This window comes from Photobacterium rosenbergii (assembly GCF_003026455.1).
GTDB lineage: Bacteria > Pseudomonadota > Gammaproteobacteria > Enterobacterales > Vibrionaceae > Photobacterium > Photobacterium rosenbergii.
In genome coordinates this window covers 1,019,371-1,039,473 of record NZ_PYMB01000001.1, presented here as the reverse complement: position 1 = coordinate 1,039,473, position 20,103 = coordinate 1,019,371, and the positions used below count along the sequence as shown (strand labels likewise).

The window sequence follows — 20,103 nt, the reverse complement described above, 5'->3', positions numbered from 1 at the left end:
ACTGGCAGTTATTCCTCAACTCGCCAACTGCATCCTGAGCCACAAACCTGGAGGGGTGCTAAAACCTGTGGTTACAGAAGACACTTCTCCATCTTTGATGATGAAGACAGAAGGGACGGCAGAAATTCCCCACTCCCGCATCAGACTGCCTCGGTCATCATTGATAGTCGCAAAACTGTACTCATGGTGGTCAAGGTAGGCATTAAGGCGACGGTTATCACCTGAATTGACCGCAATAGAAACTACATCATAGCTATCATCCAGCCAATTAATCGTTGGGCTGACAAACCGGCAGACACTACACCATGTCCCCCAGAAATAAACCATAACCGGCTTTTCATGGCTACGAGCGATAAGATCGATGTGCTCGCCTGTGGTTGACTGGGCAACCAAGGGCGGAATGGCGTCTTGTGGCATACTTTGACTTCGCCATACATCCAAGCCTGTTGAAACAGCAATTAGCACAAGGACCATTAGGATGGCTTCCCTCAGCCATTTCATCAGCCTTGAAGGTTTTGAGTTCCCATCTTTAACCGTTTTATCCGACGACTTCGATGTCATTATTCTACTCCCTTGCCGCTCGCCGTCTCAATTGCCTTGATAACATCATTACTGGTCAGGATAACCGGTAGGGCAATGCCTGTCGGTGCATTGGGCCCATAGACGATGTTGAATGGCACACCAAAGCGACCATTGGAGCGAAGGTAGCCTGTGACATAGTCAGAAGGCTTAGTCCAATCGCCTTTCATCAGCACAATATGGTCTTGCTCGAGTGCAGAGTACACTGGATCTTGCAGTAGTACGCTGACCTTGTTGACCTTACAGGTAATACACCAATCTGCTGTTACATCGACGAAGACTGTCTTGCCTTGGCTCACTTGTTGCTGGATGGCATCAATATTGAGTGGTTGCCAAGCATGGTCTTGCGGTAGTGGCGTTGCCCAATTATCGGCAGTCATACTGCCAGCAATCAAACCGCCGCCGGAACCCACAATGATGAAAGCCATCGCCAGAATAACCGGTTTGCGGCCTTTGACTTTCCCTAGGCGCCACAGTAAAACCACAACCATTAATACGCCAATAAGAATGACGGCAGCAGTTGAGAAGAAGCTGGTCATCAAGCTTAGTAACCACAAGCTGGTTGCCAGCATCATCAAACCGAACAGGCTCTTGACCTTATCCATCCACATGCCAGGTTTTGGCAGCAGGTTCGCAAGGCGAGGGAAGAGGGCAATCAGTAGCCAAGGCGCAGCCATACCAATCGCCAATGCGGTAAAGATCGCAACTAGGGTTATAATATCAGCACCAAGTGCGAAGGCCACGGCAGTGCCAAGGAAAGGAGCACTACAAGGAGTCGCCAACAAGGTAGCGAACATTCCTTGGACAAAGTGACCGACATAAGAGTCGTCACCTTTAGTCGCCATCCAAGTATTGGCCCCGCTAGATAGGCGAATTTCAAACAGGCCAAGCATGTTGGCCGCAAACAGGGCGGTGATGATCACCATTGCGCCAATGAAGTAAGGGCTCTGGAACTGTACCCCCCATCCGAGCGCCTGGCCTGAAAGCTTAAGTGCGATCAGGAAACCTGCCAATAACCAGAAAGAGGTCAGGATACCGGCTGCCGATGACAGGAACTGCATACGGATTTGGCGCTTTTCCAATCCTTCAGCGGCTATCACACTGCTTAACTTCATGCCCAATACCGGCAGCACACATGGCATGATGTTGAGGATAAGGCCACCAAGCAGGGCAATACCGATAATTTCGAGTAGGTTATTGTTGCTTGCGGTAATGGTAACGGGAATATCATTGGCAACCCCTGTTGTCTCGACAGAGAAGTCGGTGTCGCTGATGGTGATGTTGAGTGTTTCGCCCAGTAATTTAGGCTCGCCGAACCAACTGCTCACTTTCATTTGTGCGGTTAGGGTGTTGCCCTCGACATTGACCGTTGGTTTTAGGAAAGAAGCATCCTGGACGTTCTGCGACTCACCGTCGATAAATACGTCTGGTTGGTTCCAGCCCAGCGTGTTGCTGGCAACGACAGATAAGACTTTGTTGTCTTTGTCGAATGAAAGGGCCTTGATATCAACACTCGGCTGCTCTGTCGGTACATGGCTCATGCCTTGGTTGTACAGATGCATGGCCTGCTCGGAAGCCGTCAGGTTGGCTGGATTGAAATCGAGGAAAATTTCGTAGTCGGTCAATACACAAATATTGGTGCACGAAGACATGGTCAGGATGCCTGAGAGGAATACCGGCTTAGACATGTCTTCAACGTGGATCGTCATCGGGAAGATGATGGTGTGCTTATAGCCTAACGTTTCAACACCCAAGAACTCATAACGTTTGGGCATTGGCCAATGCCACTCGACTTCATCGAGGTTGTTGGATAGCGACCAGTCGATAGATGGTGCGACACCGCCTTCGCCGGGGCTACGCCAGTAGGTTTTCCAGTCGGTGTCGAGTCTCACTTCCAGCAGGGCCTCGACCGTTTGGTTTTGTGGGTCTTGCTGGCCTGTCAGCATGTAGCGCAACTGAACTGGCGGGTGGTCTGGGTTTTGTAGCCAACCGGTAGAATACTCAACGGCAGAAGCCGAGAACGAGAAAAGGCTGCTGATTAGAATAAGCAGTGCAGTCAGTGCGGAAAATCGTTTAAAAATCATATTTTTCAATGTAATAACTCCAAGAATAACAAAAGCGTTCTCAAGCTGGACTTGAGGAGAAAGGCTTAGGTTTATTCTCGGAACACACACAGCGTGAGGTGGCGCCGCCGTGTAGGAGGAATAGGTTCGGTGAAGACAGGTGTGGCTTTGGTGACCACAGCATAGATCAGTAGCGCCAGTACCACGATGAACATACTGACAATGGCATGCTCAACAGACTGCTGGTGCATCTGTAGTAGGTGGTCTGCAAGGGTGCAGTGGCCTTGTTCTGCTGGGTCGTCACTGGATTTCTGGTTCTGGATTGAAGCCGATACAGACTGTTCGGATTCATAGGTTGAAGCGTTTAGGGTGCACGCAGACGCAAAGCCGAAATTTTGCCCGGAACAGACAAAAATGACGACCATGACTAACAGCAAGGTATACTTGGCTGCTTGGTTGTGTTTTATCGCTTTGCGCATCGACAATCTCAGTAGCGAACAGACCCTTTACAATGACATTCAGACCGTTCGAGGAAAGAAAAGTTTCACTGTAAGCAAACAGATAGCCATTTTCTCTGTTTTCTTTCTATACCGCAACCAATGTGCAAGATTGAGTCCAATCACCCTGCGGAAAATATTACGGTGTATCGGATAAAAAAGCCCCTATATACAGAAGTATATAGGGGCTAGTCATTGGTATCCGAAGTCTTGGTTAACGCTTGTTTTTCAGGTAGCGCTTACGGCGTTCTTCTTTCTTCTTCGCCTTTTGTTCCGCTTTTTGTTCAGCTTCAATCGCTACGTCGATCAGCTCTTGGGTGATCATTTCTGGGCGTTCCATGGTGATTTGGCCCAGCGTACCGTTGCGCAGTTCGTTGATAAGAATTTCAGATGCTTTATGAAGATCAACACGGCCACCGGCTTTCAGGCAGCCACGTTTGCGGCCAATGGCTTCCATCAGCTCGATTTCAGTTTCCGGTACTTCATCTTCATCAAGATCATAACGAGCCTTGATGAGGTTAGGATATGCCTTGATCAAGTACTCGATGGTAAAGAAAGCCACATCGATGTAATCCATAGCAGTGTCTTTCACAGCACCGGTAGCTGCCAGACGGAAACCACTGTGTGGGTTTTCCACTTTCGGCCATAGGATCCCCGGAGTGTCCGAAAGCACAATGCCATTTTGCAGGTTGATTCGCTGCTGCTGGCGGGTTACCGCTGGCTGGTTACCTGTTACGGCAACGGTACGGCCTGCAAGGGTATTGATGATGGTAGATTTACCGACATTCGGGATCCCCATGATCATAGTGCGAATGTTCTTGCCCATCTCTTCGCGGTTCGGTGCGAGCTTGCGGCAAAGATCCATGATCTTGTTTACTTCATTCACATTCTCAGTGGTGATCGCCAGCGCCTTAACCCCTTGTTCTTGCTCAAGGTGCTCAATCCACATTTGGGTCATTTCCGGATCAGCAAGGTCGCGCTTGTTCAGAACCTTAACAACCGGCTTGTTGGTTTTCTCGCGGAAGGTTTTGATCAGTGGGTTTTCACTACTAAAAGGAATGCGGGCATCAAGCACCTCGATGATCACATCGACCTTAGGCAGGACTTCTTCGATCTCTTTACGGGCCTTGTGCATGTGGCCCGGAAACCACTGGATTGTGTTACTCATTGTTAGTTAACTCTTATTAGCTTGGATGCCAAAGTGTAGTACCGTAGTCACTATAAGAAGTGGCGCTCCAAAATCAGTCTCCAAGAATAGGTAGCAGTGCAATTAGCAAATCCTAGATTCTAAGCGACTTATGATTGTCAGTTGCCGTGAAGTTTAACGTAACTGGCGGGATACATAAATGTTTTCGGTGCTTGATAATGTTGAGTGGATAGGGCAGATCGCTTTGAAGTCCCGATTTCGTTGAAGTTAACAGTCGCTTTATTCACCAAGGAAGGAATAGCAAATGAAATTAACCGCCTTCACAGAGGCCGATAAAGAGCTGCTGATGAGTTGGGTTCCTTCAGCAGAATTTAACCACCTTTGGAGTGGTGACCGGTTTGTATTCCCTCTTGATAATGAGCAACTTTCCAAGCACTTGCTGTGCGAGCAAGTCACACCCTTGATCTTGCAGCAGGGGGAGAAAAAACTTGGTTACATTGAGCTGTACCATGAATCAGAGTCGACTTACCGATTATGCCGAGTCTTGATTGGTGAACCATCAATCCGAGGTCAGGGGTGTGGTAAGAAGATGGTGGAGCTTGCAGAAGAGTATGCCCGAACGACGTTGAATGCCAAGCACCTCAAGTTGACGGTTTTTGAACACAACCTTACGGCACGCCGATGCTATGAATCTCTGGGCTTTACGGTATGTGAAAGGGAGAGCGGCTTCAAGGCTACCAATGGGGATTTATGGACAGCCCTTTATATGAAGAAGTTAATCACTTAGAACATTTAAAGCGAGTGTTTATACACTCGCTTAATTCATTTTAGGGGAGGGAATAAATATTATGCAGTGACTGGTCTAGTCTCTGTGAAAGATGATGTGCATTGCAGGCTTTGGGCTTTGAAAAGCGACGCTTCCCAATACTACGCCCGCAGTTGTCTGCCATTGCCAGTCGCGAAAAGTTGTGTGGAGCAGATTTATTGCGACTCAGCTTGCTCATTACGCCTTGTTGCCTTGTGCCAGTTGTCAATTTCACCTTTTTTCTGCATGTCGTGAAGAGCTTCAATCAATGCTCTGTCTTGCTCGGCGAAATAGAGATCTTCTTCGGCTTTTCCCCTTAGTCTCATCTTTTGCGTGAAGTCCATAATTCTTCCTCCCCAATGATGATTTTCACTATAAGTGTAGTCATAGCATTGAGTTACTTAGAGAATAAGTGACAGAAGTTTGATCTAGGTCGAGTATGATTTTAGCGAATGGGAATTTTGTCGCAGATTATACCAAGGCCGTACAAGCGGCCTTGGTAGTTATGAGATCACGGCTTGATATTCTGGTTGTGGTGGAACAGGTTGTCAGGGTCGTATTGGCGTTTGAGTTCAACCAGTCGTTGATAATTACTGTCATAGGCAGCGGTTACTCGCCCACCTTCTTCTTCAGTCATGAAGTTCACATAAGCTCCCGCAGATGCATATGGCGTGGTAGCTTTGAAGAAGTCTCTTGCCCAGTTTATGGCCCCTTCATCTTCTGCTGGCGTCTCCCAGCGGGCATGAACATTGAGAACAAATTTTGCATCTCGGCTGCTGTAGGCCATAGCATCAGAAGCGACCTGATTAGTAGCTCCTGCCAGTTGACCAATAAAGATCTCGCAGTGCGGTGAGGGTAAGTTACCCGCGTAATGCAGTAAGAAATCCAAGGCCTCATCATGCAACTCTGTGAAGTTATGTGATTTCCAATAGTTACGCATGCCTTCAGTGAGCAACGGATCGAAGGCTTGCTGCCATGCTGTGTAAGGCTGGGCTCCTATATGCTCACCATGAGGTGTACCAAATTGGCGTAGAGGATCAAGTAAGCTTTCGCCCAGCGCTAGATCCCCTTCATAGAATATGGCCAGCACAATGACTTCTTTGCCATGCACATCTTCGGGTAAAAACGGTAATGGTGGCGCTTGGCGCATGACAACCCAGACGTTGAGATCGGTCGGAGCGTTTTGGGTAAATACTCGATATTGTTCTAGCACTTGTTTGGCTTGTTCGAACGGAAAAACAATTAGGCCTGCTAATACTTCAGGGCCAACCGAGTGTAGCTTGAATTCAAATTCAGTGATGATACCAAAATTGCCGCCTCCGCCTCGTATAGCCCAGAACAAGTCACTATTTTCTGTATTTGACGCAGTAAGCTGGCCGCCATTGGCAGTTACGACTTGGGCTGATACCAAGTTGTCGATGGTCATACCGTACTTGCGAGTGAGCCAACCAAACCCCCCACCTAGTGTTAACCCAGAAATACCTGTGGTGGAGTTGATGCCCACTGGGGTCGCAAGCCCATGCTGTTGGGTCGCTGCATCAATATCTGCCAGTGTGGCTCCGGGCTGGACAAGTGCCCGTTTGGTTTCAGGATTAACCGTGACACTTTTCATTCTGGAAAGATCAATCATTAGCCCGTTATCGCAAATCGAGTTACCGGCGATGTTATGGCCAGCGCCACGGACGGTGATTTCTAGGTGATTAGTTTTGGCGTAATTGAGTGCGGAAAGTACATCTGAGGTACTGCTGCATTGCGCGATAACTGCAGGCCGTTTATTTATCATCGCATTCCATATTTGCCGTACTTCATCGTAATCATTGTCATCAGGTACGATGATTCTTCCTTGAAACTGACTGCCGAGAGTTTCTTGGTGGGAGTTCATAATGTCAGCTTATATGGCATAGCCATAGGTGGTGGTACTAGACATTACTGTAGACGTGTGCGGACATTTTTCCAGTTCAAAAAGCATGAAAAAGGCCATGTGTGAGCATGGCCTAGTTATATGTGTTGGGCTACGTGTGTTTATAGATTATTTGAAGATGAATCTTTTGCATTGGCTTCGAGGAATGCCATTACCGCAGAGCGCTCATCTGGGCTCAAACCAGCCCGTGGGAACATGCTCTTGGTGATGCCCCGCCACTGTGCTTTGGTGTACTGGCGAGGATCCTTGGCAGAATGGCATAGAGTACAGCGCTGGTAAAACAGGGCTTCGCCAGGGCTTTGTTCTACTTGCTGAACTGCTTGGTCTGCGGCGATTGAAATACCTGTTGTTGCTAATGGCTCTGCCTTTTTTCCGCTTACGATTTGTGGGGGCTCAAAGGCCAAGTTGTCAGACTCAGGGTCACGGCAGCGCTGTATATAGGCTAGGCAGGTGTTGGCACTATTCGCCTGACTTAATCCGCTGCATGCTTGGCTGGAGGTGATGACATTAATTGCACCGCTGTTGCAACGCCCTTGGCTATCAAACTGCAGCCATGCACCTTCTTCCAAACTGATCACACCGGGCATGATTTTGTCTGACACTTTTGCCCCTGCGATGATCTTGCCCCGGTCATTGAATATTTCGACCAAGTGCCCGCTTCGGATCCCACGGCGCTCAGCATCTTGATCATTAATGAGGACATATTGCCGCCCCTGCACGTCTTCATATTTTCTCGTCTCAGCATTAGCCATTTGCGAGTGTACCCGCATATAAGGGTGCGGGCTGACAACATGTACTTGGTTGTTCTTGGCGTTGCCCAGATATTCAAACGGAGTTAGGAAGGTCGGCATCGGCGGACAGTCTGCGATGGCAAAGTTCGCGATATCTTGGCAGTACAGTTCAATTTTTCCTGATGTTGTATGCAATGGGAACTGTTCCGGATCACGGTAGAAATCGCCGTGGCGTACCCATGCATTAGCGCTTTCTGGTGTTGTAACCATGGTATGGCCCTGTTGCCAGAATGCATCAAAAGGAAGTTCTGCCGACGAGCTACCATAAGCACGTTTCAATATTTCAGGGTAGGACAGGCCATCTGTAAATTGGTGTTCAACGCCAAAGATCTCGGATAAGCGGCGAAAGATCTCAAAGTCATCCAAGCTTTCACCATAAGGCTGAATGACTTGCCGCATTGCGTATATCTTGTCATTGCTATAGGTGCCGCCGGATGATAAATCGTCACGCTCCAGGGTACTGGTAGCAGGCAATACGATATCGGCAAAGCGTGATGAAGCGCACCACCAAGGGTCCTGGCAGATAAACGTTTCCACCTGTTTATTGAGCGCTTCAATAAGCTCATTGGTGTTTTGCTGGTGGGATAGCAGATTATTACCTGCGTTGTAGACCAGCTTAACGTCGGGGTAGGTGTACTCAATACCATCACGGGTAAATGTTGTTCCCGGATTATTCAGCATCTCTGAAATCCGTGATGCAGGGCAGTTGGCACTGATAGGGTTTTTACCTTGTGATAAACCGACAGGCATCAAACCGCCTGATTGGGGCATACCGCCGTTACCATAGTGCCAACTAAACCCGACGCCTTCGCCCGGTTTGCCGATTTTGCCCAACATGGCAGCGAAGTTGATGATAGCCCAATGGGTCATTTCACCATGATCGGCCCTTTGCAGCGACCAACCTGCTGCAAATTGGGTTTTCTTCCGGGCAAAAAGCTCGGCCATTTCGGTAATTTTTTCAGCTGGTATACCCGTTATCCCCGCAGCCCATTCGGGCGATTTTACTGTGCCATCCTGTGTACCCATTAAGTGCTTAATGAATTCGTCGGCACCAACGGTATAGCGTTCCAGATAATCGGCGTCATGCAGGTTCTGGCTATAGGCATGATATGCCATAGCGAGGAAGAGGGCAGTATCGGTGTTTGGAACGATCTTTACCCACTCGGCATCCAGTTCATCATCGGTTCGGGTACGTTGAGGGTTAATCGAGATGAAATGCATGCCTTTATCGGCAAACCGTTTCCAATGGGGATACATCTGGTGGTCAGCAACTCGAAACTCGATGCGGTTGTTTTTCCACGGATCACAACCGATCAGGACAAATACCTCGGTATGTTCTTCAATGACTGGCCACGCGGTCTGCGGTGAATAGACCTCCATATCACCAATAACGTGCGGGAGGATAACTTGGGATGCCCCGCCGGAATAATCACCCGTCGTGGTGCTTTGCCCGCCTATCAAATTGAAGAACCGCCCTTGCAGTACTTGTGGACGCATCAATCCGGCATGCGACCATCCTCCGTAAGAGCTACTAAATAGTGCCTGGTTGCCATGGGTTTGGGCGGTAGTATGAATAGCATCGGCAACAAGGGCTAAAGCCGTTTCCCAGCTAACTCTCACGAAGGGTTCTTTGCCACGTAAATGCGGTTTGCTATCACCCTTCGGGTCGGCGAGGTAAGACTCGCGAACCATTGGGTATTTGATCCGGGTTTTATCATAGACACGACTGATAATACCTTCGGTCAGCATTTCGGTAGGCATGGCGTCAAGTTCTTTCAAAGGTTGAACGCCGATAAGGATGCCGTCTTTGACGATGGCATTGAAGGGCCCCCAATGGCTGGCATGGGGAATAACGGTTGTACCTGCCTCGTTAAAACGTGTTGAAGCATGGAAAACGGTGAGTCCACCGGTGGCTGCAACCGCTGTTGCAATGGAGGCTTTGAGGAATGCGCGACGTGAAATAGCCATTTTGATGTCCGTTGCCCTACTGAAAACGCAGTAAGGCATTCACAAAAATAAAGATGAAACGACAGTATAAAGCCTAAAGTTGCATTTTAAATGATCATTATGAAAAGTAAGATTTCTTAGATGTCTAGAAACCGATCAAATCTAAATCTGAACATTTGTTCAAAATTATATTGAGCGATCGTTCATGTTGTTCTATAGTTTAACCAACTAGATTAAGTAAAACCTTTTGCTACAAGGGATCACACGTTGCCGTCAGATGCCTACGGCTAAACACCATTCATCAGGAGAGTCATCAATGCTTAAGTTTTATTTTCATCAAACCCCAAACCCAATGAAGGTAGCTCTGTTCCTTGCTGAAACAGACCTGCCTTATGAACTGATTGCGGTAGATACGTTAAAAGGGGAGCAGCATACTGCGGAGTTCCGTGCGATCAACCCAAACGGCAAGCTTCCGGCGATTGTCGATGAAGGTACCCGCGTATTCGACTCTAATGCCATCTTGTTGTACCTATCTGAAAAAACAGGGTTGTTGGCAGGTAAGTCAGAAGACCGTGCAGAGTTACTTTCCTGGATGATGTTTATTGCCTCTGGGCTTGGTCCATTCTCGGGTCAATGTGTCCATTTTCACCGTATGGCACCAGAACAAATTCCCTATGCGAAAAACCGATACCTGCGGGAAGCACAACGTCATTATGAAGTGCTAGATGGTCACCTTGAAGGGCGTGACTACATTGTCAGTGATGAGTTCACGATAGCAGATGTGGCTGCATGGGGCTGGATTGATAAGGCACAGGTTGTATTGGGTGAAGAGGGGTTAGCGCCGTATCCTAACCTTAAGCGTTGGTTCGACAGCGTGAATAACCGCCCGGCAGTGGCTATCGCTCGAAACATTGACAAAGATATCGAGTTTAAGTCAACGGTGGATGATGAAAGCCGACGAGCGCTATTTCCATCAAACTATCCGAAACAAAACCGTGGACAATAAGTAGGGGTGGCGAGTACGCCACTTATCTACAGCCATTAAAATAACGGCTCAAAGGGGGCTTTGGTGGTAAAGGACACAATAATTTTCGATATTAACGAAACAGTATTAAACCTTGATTCATTAAAGCCCAAGTTTGGCAAATTCTTTGGTGACGAAAAAATCACAGGCTTATGGTTTTCAATGTTACTGCATACATCGACCGTGTGTATTTTAACGGGGGTGAAAACTGATTTCCTGACCCTCTCAAAAATCACACTTGATACGGTCGCCTCGCGTGTTGGGGTTGAGTTAACGGAGGTTGAGAAAGCTGAAGTGCTGTCAATATTCGCTAGCCTTCAACCCCATGATGATATAAAAAGAGCATTATTCCGCTTGCGGTCTGCTGGGTATAAAACGGTAGCGTTTTCAAACTCATCGCTAAACTTGGTTTCTACTCAAATTAAACAGGCAGGCTTGGAGGAGTACTTCGATGAAATCGTATCAGTTGAAGAAGTTGGAAGCTTCAAGCCTGATCCCGCTGCTTACGGTTATTTGGCTGGAAGGTTGAATTTGCCAGTAGAGAATTTACGCTTGGTGGCAACCCACGATTGGGACACGCATGGTGCACTCAACGTAGGTATGAAGGCCGCTTATATCGACCGTTTGAATTGGCCATATAATCCGTTGTATAAGAAACCTGATATAACCGGGAAGACAATGGATGAGATTGTTGAAGCAATTATTGGTTGAGGGTAATACGGATTTTAAATGCCGTTTAATGGAAGTGAATCGTATTACCTTGCCCCCGAACCAGTCAGTTTACAGAGTAGAACACTCAGGTAATTTATAAAGAACCAGCGGTCAGTCCGCTGGTTTTTTATCTTTGGCATCGGTTTATTTATCGGGTGTTTACTGTGGCCCCAAATTACATTTTGGTACTAGGCGATAATTAATCGAGAACGATTTCAACGAGCTCATAGTTGAAGTCATTCTTACCACGCTTGATATACATTGCGCATTCTTCTGTGCTTAGTGACCAAGAACCTTGCTGGGTTCGAGACGTTAGCTCACTGAGAAAAACCTTTTGCTTTTCAATATAATTACCTGCTAATGCGTGACCATATTGTTCACACAACTCTTTATCCGTTGTCGCATAAGAAGAAAAAGAACACAAAGTAAGTGTTAAAGCAAATATGTATTTCATGACACTATCCCTTGAATTTATTTATTCATGAAAAGGGTAGTTCAGTTTTTGTTATTAATACACTATATAACTCAATAATATTTATCTAAATAGAGACAATTTTGTCCTTTTGTAATACATGCTAAAGTTAATATTTTTCCTTAAAGTTCACATGTATTATTTTAATCCTAATTTATGAGATTAAAAAATTTCATTCTCCTCTAATCATTTATAGTGGTTAGAGCTTGCCTTACAGTCATGCTAGATTATTGAACTATGGATATCAAAATGGTTCTAGTGGTATTTGTATGCAAAAAGGCCGCTTATTGCTAAGCGGCCTTTTAAATCTATTCCTAGTGTAAGGAGGCTATTTCTCCTTATCCAGACGTTTACTCTTTACCGAAAACGTTGTTTTCTTGCTCTTGTACGCGGATGAAGGTAGTACGCTTGGTCAGCTCTTTCAGCTTCGCGGCACCCACATAAGTACAAGTAGAGCGTACGCCACCCATGATGTCCTGGATAGTGTTCTCAACCGGGCCACGGAATGGCAGAAGAACGGTTTTGCCTTCTGCTGCACGGTACTTAGCAACACCGCCAGAGTGCTTGTCCATCGCGCTTTGTGAAGACATGCCGTAGAACTTCATGAAAGTCTTGCCGTCTTGCTCGATGATTTCGCCGTTGCTCTCTTCGTGGCCAGCTAGCATACCGCCAAGCATGACGAAGTCAGCACCGCCACCGAAGGCTTTGGCAACATCACCCGCACAAGCACAGCCACCGTCACCGATGATACGGCCACCTAGGCCGTGGGCTGCGTCAGCACACTCGATGATAGCTGAAAGCTGAGGGTAACCAACACCGGTCTTAACGCGGGTAGTACATACAGAGCCAGGGCCGATACCAACTTTAACGATGTCAGCACCAGCAAGGATAAGCTCTTCAACCATGTCGCCCGTTACTACGTTACCGGCACTGATAACTTTGTTAGGGAACTCGGCACGAACTTTCTGTACGTATTGTACAAGGTGCTCAGAGTAGCCGTTGGCAATATCGATACAGATGAAGATAAGGTCGTCAGACAGCTCCATGATGTCTTTGGTCTTCTGGAAGTCAGCGTCAGAGGTACCAGTAGAAACCATTGCGTTGTTCAGCACGCTAGCGTCGTTGTTTTTAACGAACTCGGCCCAGTCAGCGACAGTGTAGTGCTTGTGAACAGCGGTCATTACGCCGTGCTTGGCAAGGGCAGCAGTCATTTCGAAGCTACCAACAGAGTCCATATTGGCAGCAATAATAGGTACACCAGACCATTGACGACCGCTATGCTTGAATGTAAAATCGCGGGTTAATTCAACTTGAGAACGGCTTTTTAGGGTTGAACGTTTTGGACGAAACAGTACATCTTTAAAACCCAGTTTCAAGTCTTGTTCGATACGCATTGGTCATTCCTTATCTTATCGAATTTTGCATCATGGCTTGTTGCTATTGGCAGATAGCAATCAGGTTCACCATGTTGCAGGCACAAAAAAACCGGAGCGTTGGCAGACGCTCCGGTTTTCAGCATTATAGGTAGAGAAAGTTTTTTAACAAGTCTAATAATATAAATTTTTTTGTGTTACCTTTACGAAGATAGCACCTAGACACCTGCCTGCTACCTTCGTAATTCTTCTCTTATTTGTTCTCAAGTTTCTGATTATTAATTAGAAACCTTCAAGCACGATTTTGCCCAATGCCTTTTGTGACTCCAACAGTTCATGTGCTTTTTTCAAATTATCTGCGCAAATCGTACCGCCCTGATGAGCAACTGTTGATTTTATGTCCCCGTTATCGACCATTTTTGCCACATTGTTGAGCAGGTGATGCTGTTCAATCATGTCTTCAGTGCCAAATAATGAGCGGGTATACATAAATTCCCAATGCAATGAAATGCTTTTGCGCTTGAGTTGCAAGATATCAAACGATGCTGGATCATCAATCAAGCCGAATTTACCTTGTGGTTTGATTGATTCGACAATCTCGCCAAGGTGATCATCCGAGTTGGTCAAGCCCACTACATAATCCACTTCACCAAGCCCTTTATCTGTCAGTTGTTTGCTCAGCGACTCGCGGTGGTTGATGACATGATCAGCGCCAAGCTCTTCAAGCCATGCTTGGGTTTCCGGGCGTGAAGCGGTACCGATAACTGTCAGGTTAGTGAGCTTCTTCGCCAATTGGACCATGATAGAGCCCACACCACCGGCTGCGCCGATGATCAAAAGTTTCTTATTACTTTCCTTTTCCACCTGCAGGCGGTCAAACAACAACTCCCAAGCAGTGATTGTAGTGAGTGGTAGGGCTGCTGCTTCAGCAAAACTCAGTTCCTCTGGCATGTGGCCGACAATTTTTTCATCGACTAACTGCAACTCGGCATTGGAGCCTGAACGGGTAAGGTCACCGGCATACCAAACTTTGTCACCTGGCTTGAATAAGGTGGCATCAGGGCCGACAGCTTTGACGATACCTGCGGCATCCCAGCCCAATACTTTATATTCGCCTTGTTCAGGCGCTGCACGCATACGTACCTTAGTGTCTACCGGATTCACCGAGATAGCTTTGACTTCAACCAAGATGTCAGTGCCAGTAGCAACAGGCTCTGGCAAGGTAATATCAACCAGTGATTGAGGTTCAGAAGTAGGTAGTGATTGCTGATAGCCGACCGCTTTCATGGTGTTCTCCTTTAGCTTCCCTTACACAAGGGTAGGTGCTGTATCAAATCTATGGTTGAAGTTTATTTGACAATGAAAATTTGAAAAACCAGTATTGGTTTAAATTACTTTCAAATAATTTTTGAAGATAGGGCTGTCGGTGAAAGCGCTAAACGATCTCAAGATTTTTATAGAAACGGCAAAGCAGCACAGTCTTTCTGCTGCAGCAAGAAATATGGATATTACTCCAGCAGCGGCCAGTGCAGCGCTGAAAAGGCTCGAAACAGAAGTGGGGGCGCTGCTCTTTATTCGCTCCACCCGAAACATCAGGCTCACCCAGCAAGGGGAACAGTTTCTCAATTACTGCGAACAAGCCGTTGGTTTGATGGCTGAGGCATGCAGTTCGATCTCAGAGGGACAGGCGGAATTTCAAGGTGTGATTAAACTCTCCATGCCTTCAGATTGCGGTCGAAATATATTACTGGGGTGGATCGATGAGTTTATGGAACTGCATCCAAAACTGGAAGTCAGGGTGCAGTTGAGTGATGGTTTGGCAGATATGTATACCCAGCCTGTCGACGTTGCACTGCGCTATGGTGAACCAAGTGACTCTTCATTGGTGGCTTTGCCGATAACTGGTGGCAATACCCGGGTTTTATGTGCCTCTCCTGACTATTTGGCCGAGCACGGCATCCCCGAGACTCCAGAGGATTTGGCTAGCCACAACTGTTTGTGTTTTGCCCTGGGGGAGAGCTTGTATAACCGCTGGCGTTTCTTCCATCATGGGCAAGAGGTGACACTGGTTGTGAAGGGGAATCGCTACGCCAATGACGGCGAGGCGGTAAGACGCTGGGCCCTTGCTGGTAAGGGGGTTGCCTACAAGTCTTTATTGGATGCTAAAGAAGACTTGCTTGCAGGGCGATTGCAGCAGATTGATATTGGCAGGGACCCAGAACTGGCTCCCTTGTATCTGGTGTGTGCAAGCCGAAGGGTCATTAACCCACAGATTCAGGCCTTGAAAGAGTTTTTGGCAGACAAGGCTGAAAAATATCTGTCAGCAACCTCACTGCCTGAACTTTCCAAGCTTACCCACAATATATGTTGATACCATTTGGAATACAGGATGGTTTTTAAGGTGCTGATTATATTGAGGTGTTGGCTTTATTTATCTAACTCTTAATTAATTCACCAATAGGAAGAAAGTGATTAAATGGCTATTTCCTTTCTCGATGGTAAGTAATATTTTACTTCTCAATTTACAACACAGTCGTTGAAGTTATGAGGTGGCGCTAAGTTATTGGTTCTGCCTGAGTGCTACTGTAAGTAGTAGGTATTCATGTCATTGACTCAATGAACCAACCGTAAGAGATAAGGCAATGAAAGGAAGCTATTACCAACGTATTACTATTATCCTGTTTTTACCATTGCTGTTAGCGGGCTGTATGAAGGAACCCTCCAGCCAAGCACTTGGTACTCTTGAGCGGGACAGGGTCACTTTTAGTGCGACTGCCAATGAAATTATTCGAGAGCTTCCCGTTAAAGAGGGCAGTACGGTACAGCAAGGGGATGTGCTGGTAAGGCTAGACAGTAAGAACCAACAGGCAATATTGGCTCATGCCATTGCCGAGCAATCTAAAGCAGAAGCTTATCTGCTTAGGCTAACCAATGGTGAAAGACCAGAAGATATTGCCGCAGCGCAAGCCAAAGTAGCAAGAGCACAGGCGCAACTCACAGAGGCTGACAAGAATTATCGCCGTAAGGCTGAGTTGGTCACACGGAGACTGATCAGCCAATCAGAACAAGACAGTGCACTTGCAGCAAGAGATTCAGCCAAAGCCGAATTAGACTCCGCCAACGAGGAGTTCAGCAAACTTACTGCAGGTTCAAGGCCGGAAGATATAGATCAAGCCAAAGCCCAATTGGCTGCCGCAAAAGCAGATGTGGATTTGGAGCAACAAAAGCTTGATGAACTGACTATTGTTGCCACCCGTGATGGCATTTTAGACAACCTGCCATATAACCTTGGTGAGCGGGTTCCTGTAAATGGTGTTGTTGCTGTTGTTCAGGCAAACCGTGTTCCCTATGCAAGAGTTTATGTACCAGCCAGTCATCGGGTCGATTTTGTTCCCGGTAGAAAAGTCCCTGTTCATGTCGATGGAGTAAAGCAACCTTTTGAAGGAACAGTTCGCTGGGTTTCGTCCGAGTCTGCATTTACCCCTTATTACGCCCTGACAGAAGATGAACGCTCCCGTCTGATGTACCTTGCCGAAGTCGACTTGCCTGATAGTGCGGCACAGCTGCCATCAGGTGTGCCAGCCCAAGTGGAATTGGCTGGAGAGTGATCATGAGCGAATATGCTATCCAAGCCCATAACGTAAAGAAAACATTTGGTGATTTTACTGCTATCGACAATATAAATCTCAATGTGCCCAAGGGCAGCATCTACGGTTTTTTGGGTCCCAACGGCTGTGGTAAATCGACCACCATCCGTGTACTGACGGGCTTATTGAGCCCAACCGAAGGTGATGTTTCTGTACTGGGTTTAACTATCCCTAAGGAATCAGAGAAGCTGAGGCTCAAAATAGGCTACATGACTCAGAAATTCTCCCTTTACGATGATTTGAGTGTGGAGGAAAACTTGGAGTTTATCGGCCAGATTTTCGGGATGGGGAAAAAGGCGTTAGCGCAAAGGATAAACGAACAGTTAATTACCTATGGTTTGGATCAGCGGCGAAAGCAGCGTGTTTCCGGTATGAGTGGCGGGCAAAAGCAGCGCTTGTCGTTAGCCGCAGCCACTATGCATAAACCTGAACTCCTATTTCTTGATGAACCGACATCGGCGGTGGATCCTGAAAACCGCAGAGAATTTTGGGAACAGCTTTTTGATCTTTCTGATCAGGGCACCACGATTTTGGTCACAACCCACTATATGGATGAGGCAGAGCGCTGTCACCGTTTGGCGATAATGGAAGCCGGTATGATCCGCGCCGATGGTGAACCTGAAACCTTGATGGAAGAGATGGGCGTTCACGTTGTCGAAATCAAGGCAGAGCGTTTACGAGAGCTGAAAGAGCAATTGTTGAAAAAATCTGAAGTCCGCTCGGCGGCGCAGCTTGGTATTCGTTTGAGGGTGCTAATTCGACAACACATCGATGATCCTATCAGCTGGTTGAAGGGGAGCTTCCCACAGTTAGCCAGTGCTGAAGTGAACATTGCTAGGCCTAGTTTGGAAGATGTCTTTGTGACAGTGACGGGGGAGGGTAGGCAATGAATGCACTCACCCGTATGAAAGCGGTGATGGTGAAAGAAATTCGCCAGTTATCACGTGACCGTATTACCTTTGGCATGGTGGTGATGATCCCGCTGATACAGTTGCTGTTGTTTGGCTATGCGATAAATACAGACGTCCGAAATATCCCGGTTGCTATCGTTGATCAGAGCAATAGCGTCGCAGGACGAATGATTATCGAGTCAGTTAAGGTTACTCAAGTTATTGAAGTGAAGAAGCAGTTTTCGTCACCTCAAGAAGCCGAATTGGCCATTCAGCAAGGGGAGGTGAGGGCAGCGCTAATATTGCCTAGTGATTTGACCCAGCGAGCAATGCAAGGCCGAGTGTTGGGCCAATGGATTGTCGATGGTTCGGATACCATGATCAGTGCAGCAATCCTCGGTTTGCAAACCATGCCACTGACTGATCTAGATATCGAAATTCGCCCTCCGATAGCAAAAACCTTTGAGGTGGCACTGTATTTCAACCCCACCCAACGCTCTGCAGTGAACATTATTCCTGGTCTTCTGGGGGTGATATTAACCATGACAATGATTTTGTTCACCAGTGCTGCGATAGTGAGGGAGCGTGAGCGTGGCAATCTCGAATTGCTGATCACCACACCGATCCACTCGTTTGAATTGATGGTGGCCAAGATAGTCCCTTATATTTTTGTCGGCTTGATTCAGGTATTTATCATTCTCGGATTGGGGCATTTCATCTTTGATGTGCCGATCAATGGTGCGATCAGCCAGATCTTGTTTGGGACCTTGTTGTTTATCTCAGCCAGTTTGACCTTGGGCTTGGTGATTTCGACGATCGCCTCAACCCAACTTCAAGCGATGCAAATGACCGTGTTCATACTGCTACCCTCGATTTTGCTTTCAGGCTTTATGTTTCCTTATGAGGCTATGCCTGTTGCAGCGCAGTGGATATCAGAAGTACTGCCGGCGACACACTTTATGCGTTTGATAAGGGGTATCGTGTTGCGCGGGGCTGATCTGGCCGGGTTATGGAAAGATACACTGTGGCTGGCAGGATTTACTGTTATCGGTCTGGTGGTGGCTTCTAAGCGGTTCAAGAAATCGTTGGATTGATTGTATTACCTGCTTGGTGTCCGGCGCGCATTAAAAAGGCCTCTTCAAAATGAAGAGGCCTTTTTGTACTACTGGATCCGCTTATTTAGCGAATTGCATCAAGGCTTGCTTGACGTCTTCTGATGCGAAGGAGTGCTTAACACTCATCTGGTAGATTTGGTAGTAATCTTCTTCACTCAGTTCGAACTGTTCCACTACCTTGCGAACTTCATCAGTCATCGTGGTGTTAGATACTGTTCGGTTGTCAGTGTTGATCGTCACTGGCACGCCATCTTTGTAGAATGCTTTGATTGGGTGCTGTGATAGCTCTGGGATCGCTTTGGTTTGGACATTGCTGCTTGGACAGGTTTCAAGTGCAACGTCTTCATCTTTCACTAGGTTGTACGCTTGTTGGTGATCTTTGATTGCAACACCGTGACCAATGCGCTCAGCACCTAGGATAGAAATAGCTTCATAGACATTTTGGCCGCTGCCTTGTTCGCCAGCGTGGATAGTGACTCTGTAGCCTTTGTCTTTTGCATCCTGGGCGAAAGAGGCATAGTCATGGCTGAAACCATCAAGCTCACTACCGGCAAGATCAAACGCCACCACACCTTTGTTCAGTAGGCTAACACCTGCGTCAATGACTTGCGGGATGGTATCAGAAGGCAGGAACTTCACCATCGAAAGGATGTAGTTACCTTTGATGTCATACAGTGCTTCCGCCTTTTTCATGCCTTTAACAGCGCTGGCAATGATTTCTTCATAGGTCAGGCCGTTTTGAATGTGTAGCTGAGGCGCAAAACGAACCTCTAGGTATTTCACATTTTCTTTGGCAGCGTCTTCAAACAGCTCAAACGAAATACGCTCTAGGCTATCTGCTGTCTGCATCACAGATACCGGCAGATCAAAGCGGCTGAGGTATTCTGGCAGGTCAGAGCAAGTTTCTGGGGCAACCATCAAAGCGTTGATTTCATCAACATCATAGCTAGGCAGCGTGATGTTCTGCTGTTTGGCCAGATCGATGACAGTCTGCGGTCTGACGCTGCCATCTAGGTGGCAATGAAGATCAATTTTCGGAAGATCGAAGTAATTCATTCGTGTTGTCCCAACGATGTATAATCCGGGAAAACGCAGTGTTTCCCAAATTGCGGTTGATTATT

At 47.1% G+C, this 20,103-nt stretch carries 18 protein-coding genes; 7 read left to right on the top strand and 11 right to left on the bottom strand.

Annotated features, from left to right (window positions below):
• Positions 1–15: 15 nt before the first annotated feature.
• The 4 genes from C9J01_RS04990 to ylqF form a co-directional block, all read right to left on the bottom strand.
• Positions 16–561 (bottom strand): protein disulfide oxidoreductase, encoded by a 546-nt coding sequence (locus tag C9J01_RS04990; protein WP_237156874.1) that lies wholly within the window; start codon positions 559–561, stop codon positions 16–18.
• Positions 561–2,663 carry a protein-disulfide reductase DsbD family protein gene (locus C9J01_RS04985; protein ID WP_107296979.1) on the bottom strand — a complete coding sequence of 701 codons (2,103 nt, stop codon included), beginning with the start codon at positions 2,661–2,663 and terminating at the stop codon, positions 561–563. Before C9J01_RS04985 ends, C9J01_RS04990 begins: the two co-directional genes overlap by 1 nt.
• A 71-nt stretch (positions 2,664–2,734) precedes the next feature.
• Entirely contained in the window at positions 2,735–3,121 is a 387-nt protein-coding gene (locus C9J01_RS04980; protein ID WP_107296978.1) for a hypothetical protein, read from the bottom strand.
• 232 nt (positions 3,122–3,353) lie between these two features.
• Positions 3,354–4,307 carry a ribosome biogenesis GTPase YlqF gene (gene ylqF, locus C9J01_RS04975; protein WP_107296977.1) on the bottom strand — a complete coding sequence of 318 codons (954 nt, stop codon included), beginning with the start codon at positions 4,305–4,307 and terminating at the stop codon, positions 3,354–3,356.
• 283 nt (positions 4,308–4,590) lie between these two features.
• Between ylqF and C9J01_RS04970 the strand changes: the two genes are divergently transcribed.
• On the top strand, positions 4,591–5,073 hold the full coding sequence (locus C9J01_RS04970; protein ID WP_107296976.1) for a GNAT family N-acetyltransferase: 483 nt from the start codon (positions 4,591–4,593) through the stop codon (positions 5,071–5,073).
• Between the two features lie 194 nt (positions 5,074–5,267).
• On the opposite strand, the gene C9J01_RS29755 is transcribed toward C9J01_RS04970, so the two are convergent.
• From C9J01_RS29755 to C9J01_RS04960, 3 genes are all read right to left on the bottom strand, one after another.
• Complete coding sequence (locus tag C9J01_RS29755; RefSeq protein WP_170114875.1) at positions 5,268–5,435, bottom strand: hypothetical protein; 168 nt, start codon at positions 5,433–5,435, stop codon at positions 5,268–5,270.
• A gap of 167 nt (positions 5,436–5,602) precedes the next feature.
• Positions 5,603–6,973, bottom strand: a complete 1,371-nt coding sequence (locus C9J01_RS04965) for an FAD-binding oxidoreductase (protein WP_107296975.1) — start codon at positions 6,971–6,973, stop codon at positions 5,603–5,605.
• A gap of 140 nt (positions 6,974–7,113) precedes the next feature.
• On the bottom strand, positions 7,114–9,771 hold the full coding sequence (locus tag C9J01_RS04960) for a molybdopterin-dependent oxidoreductase (RefSeq protein ID WP_107296974.1): 2,658 nt from the start codon (positions 9,769–9,771) through the stop codon (positions 7,114–7,116).
• A 295-nt stretch (positions 9,772–10,066) separates the two neighbouring features.
• Here C9J01_RS04960 and C9J01_RS04955 point away from each other — a divergent pair, with 295 nt between their 5' ends.
• Positions 10,067–10,756 (top strand): glutathione S-transferase family protein, encoded by a 690-nt coding sequence (locus C9J01_RS04955; RefSeq protein ID WP_107296973.1) that lies wholly within the window; start codon positions 10,067–10,069, stop codon positions 10,754–10,756.
• A 63-nt stretch (positions 10,757–10,819) separates the two neighbouring features.
• On the top strand, positions 10,820–11,485 hold the full coding sequence (locus tag C9J01_RS04950) for a haloacid dehalogenase type II (RefSeq protein ID WP_107296972.1): 666 nt from the start codon (positions 10,820–10,822) through the stop codon (positions 11,483–11,485).
• 199 nt (positions 11,486–11,684) lie between these two features.
• Here the strand turns inward: C9J01_RS04950 and C9J01_RS04945 are convergent, their stop codons facing one another.
• From C9J01_RS04945 to C9J01_RS04935, 3 genes are all read right to left on the bottom strand, one after another.
• Complete coding sequence (locus C9J01_RS04945; RefSeq protein WP_107296971.1) at positions 11,685–11,939, bottom strand: hypothetical protein; 255 nt, start codon at positions 11,937–11,939, stop codon at positions 11,685–11,687.
• Positions 11,940–12,307: 368 nt separating this feature from the next.
• Entirely contained in the window at positions 12,308–13,351 is a 1,044-nt protein-coding gene (locus C9J01_RS04940; protein WP_107296960.1) for a GMP reductase, read from the bottom strand.
• Positions 13,352–13,612: 261 nt separating this feature from the next.
• Entirely contained in the window at positions 13,613–14,617 is a 1,005-nt protein-coding gene (locus C9J01_RS04935) for a zinc-binding alcohol dehydrogenase family protein (protein ID WP_107296970.1), read from the bottom strand.
• 139 nt (positions 14,618–14,756) lie between these two features.
• Here C9J01_RS04935 and C9J01_RS04930 point away from each other — a divergent pair, with 139 nt between their 5' ends.
• From C9J01_RS04930 to C9J01_RS04915, 4 genes are all read left to right on the top strand, one after another.
• A complete protein-coding gene (locus tag C9J01_RS04930; RefSeq protein ID WP_107296969.1) occupies positions 14,757–15,701 on the top strand; it encodes a LysR family transcriptional regulator in 945 nt (314 codons plus the stop codon).
• Positions 15,702–16,038: 337 nt separating this feature from the next.
• Complete coding sequence (locus C9J01_RS04925; RefSeq protein ID WP_170114884.1) at positions 16,039–16,938, top strand: HlyD family secretion protein; 900 nt, start codon at positions 16,039–16,041, stop codon at positions 16,936–16,938.
• Between the two features lie 2 nt (positions 16,939–16,940).
• Positions 16,941–17,867: an ABC transporter ATP-binding protein gene (locus C9J01_RS04920; RefSeq protein ID WP_107296967.1), complete on the top strand. Its 927-nt coding sequence runs from the start codon at positions 16,941–16,943 to the stop codon at positions 17,865–17,867.
• Positions 17,864–18,961: an ABC transporter permease gene (locus C9J01_RS04915; protein WP_107296966.1), complete on the top strand. Its 1,098-nt coding sequence runs from the start codon at positions 17,864–17,866 to the stop codon at positions 18,959–18,961. Before C9J01_RS04920 ends, C9J01_RS04915 begins: the two co-directional genes overlap by 4 nt.
• 81 nt (positions 18,962–19,042) lie before the next feature.
• Here C9J01_RS04915 and add read toward each other — a convergent pair whose 3' ends face one another.
• Entirely contained in the window at positions 19,043–20,038 is a 996-nt protein-coding gene (add, locus tag C9J01_RS04910) for an adenosine deaminase (RefSeq protein ID WP_107296965.1), read from the bottom strand.
• Positions 20,039–20,103: the final 65 nt, after the last annotated feature.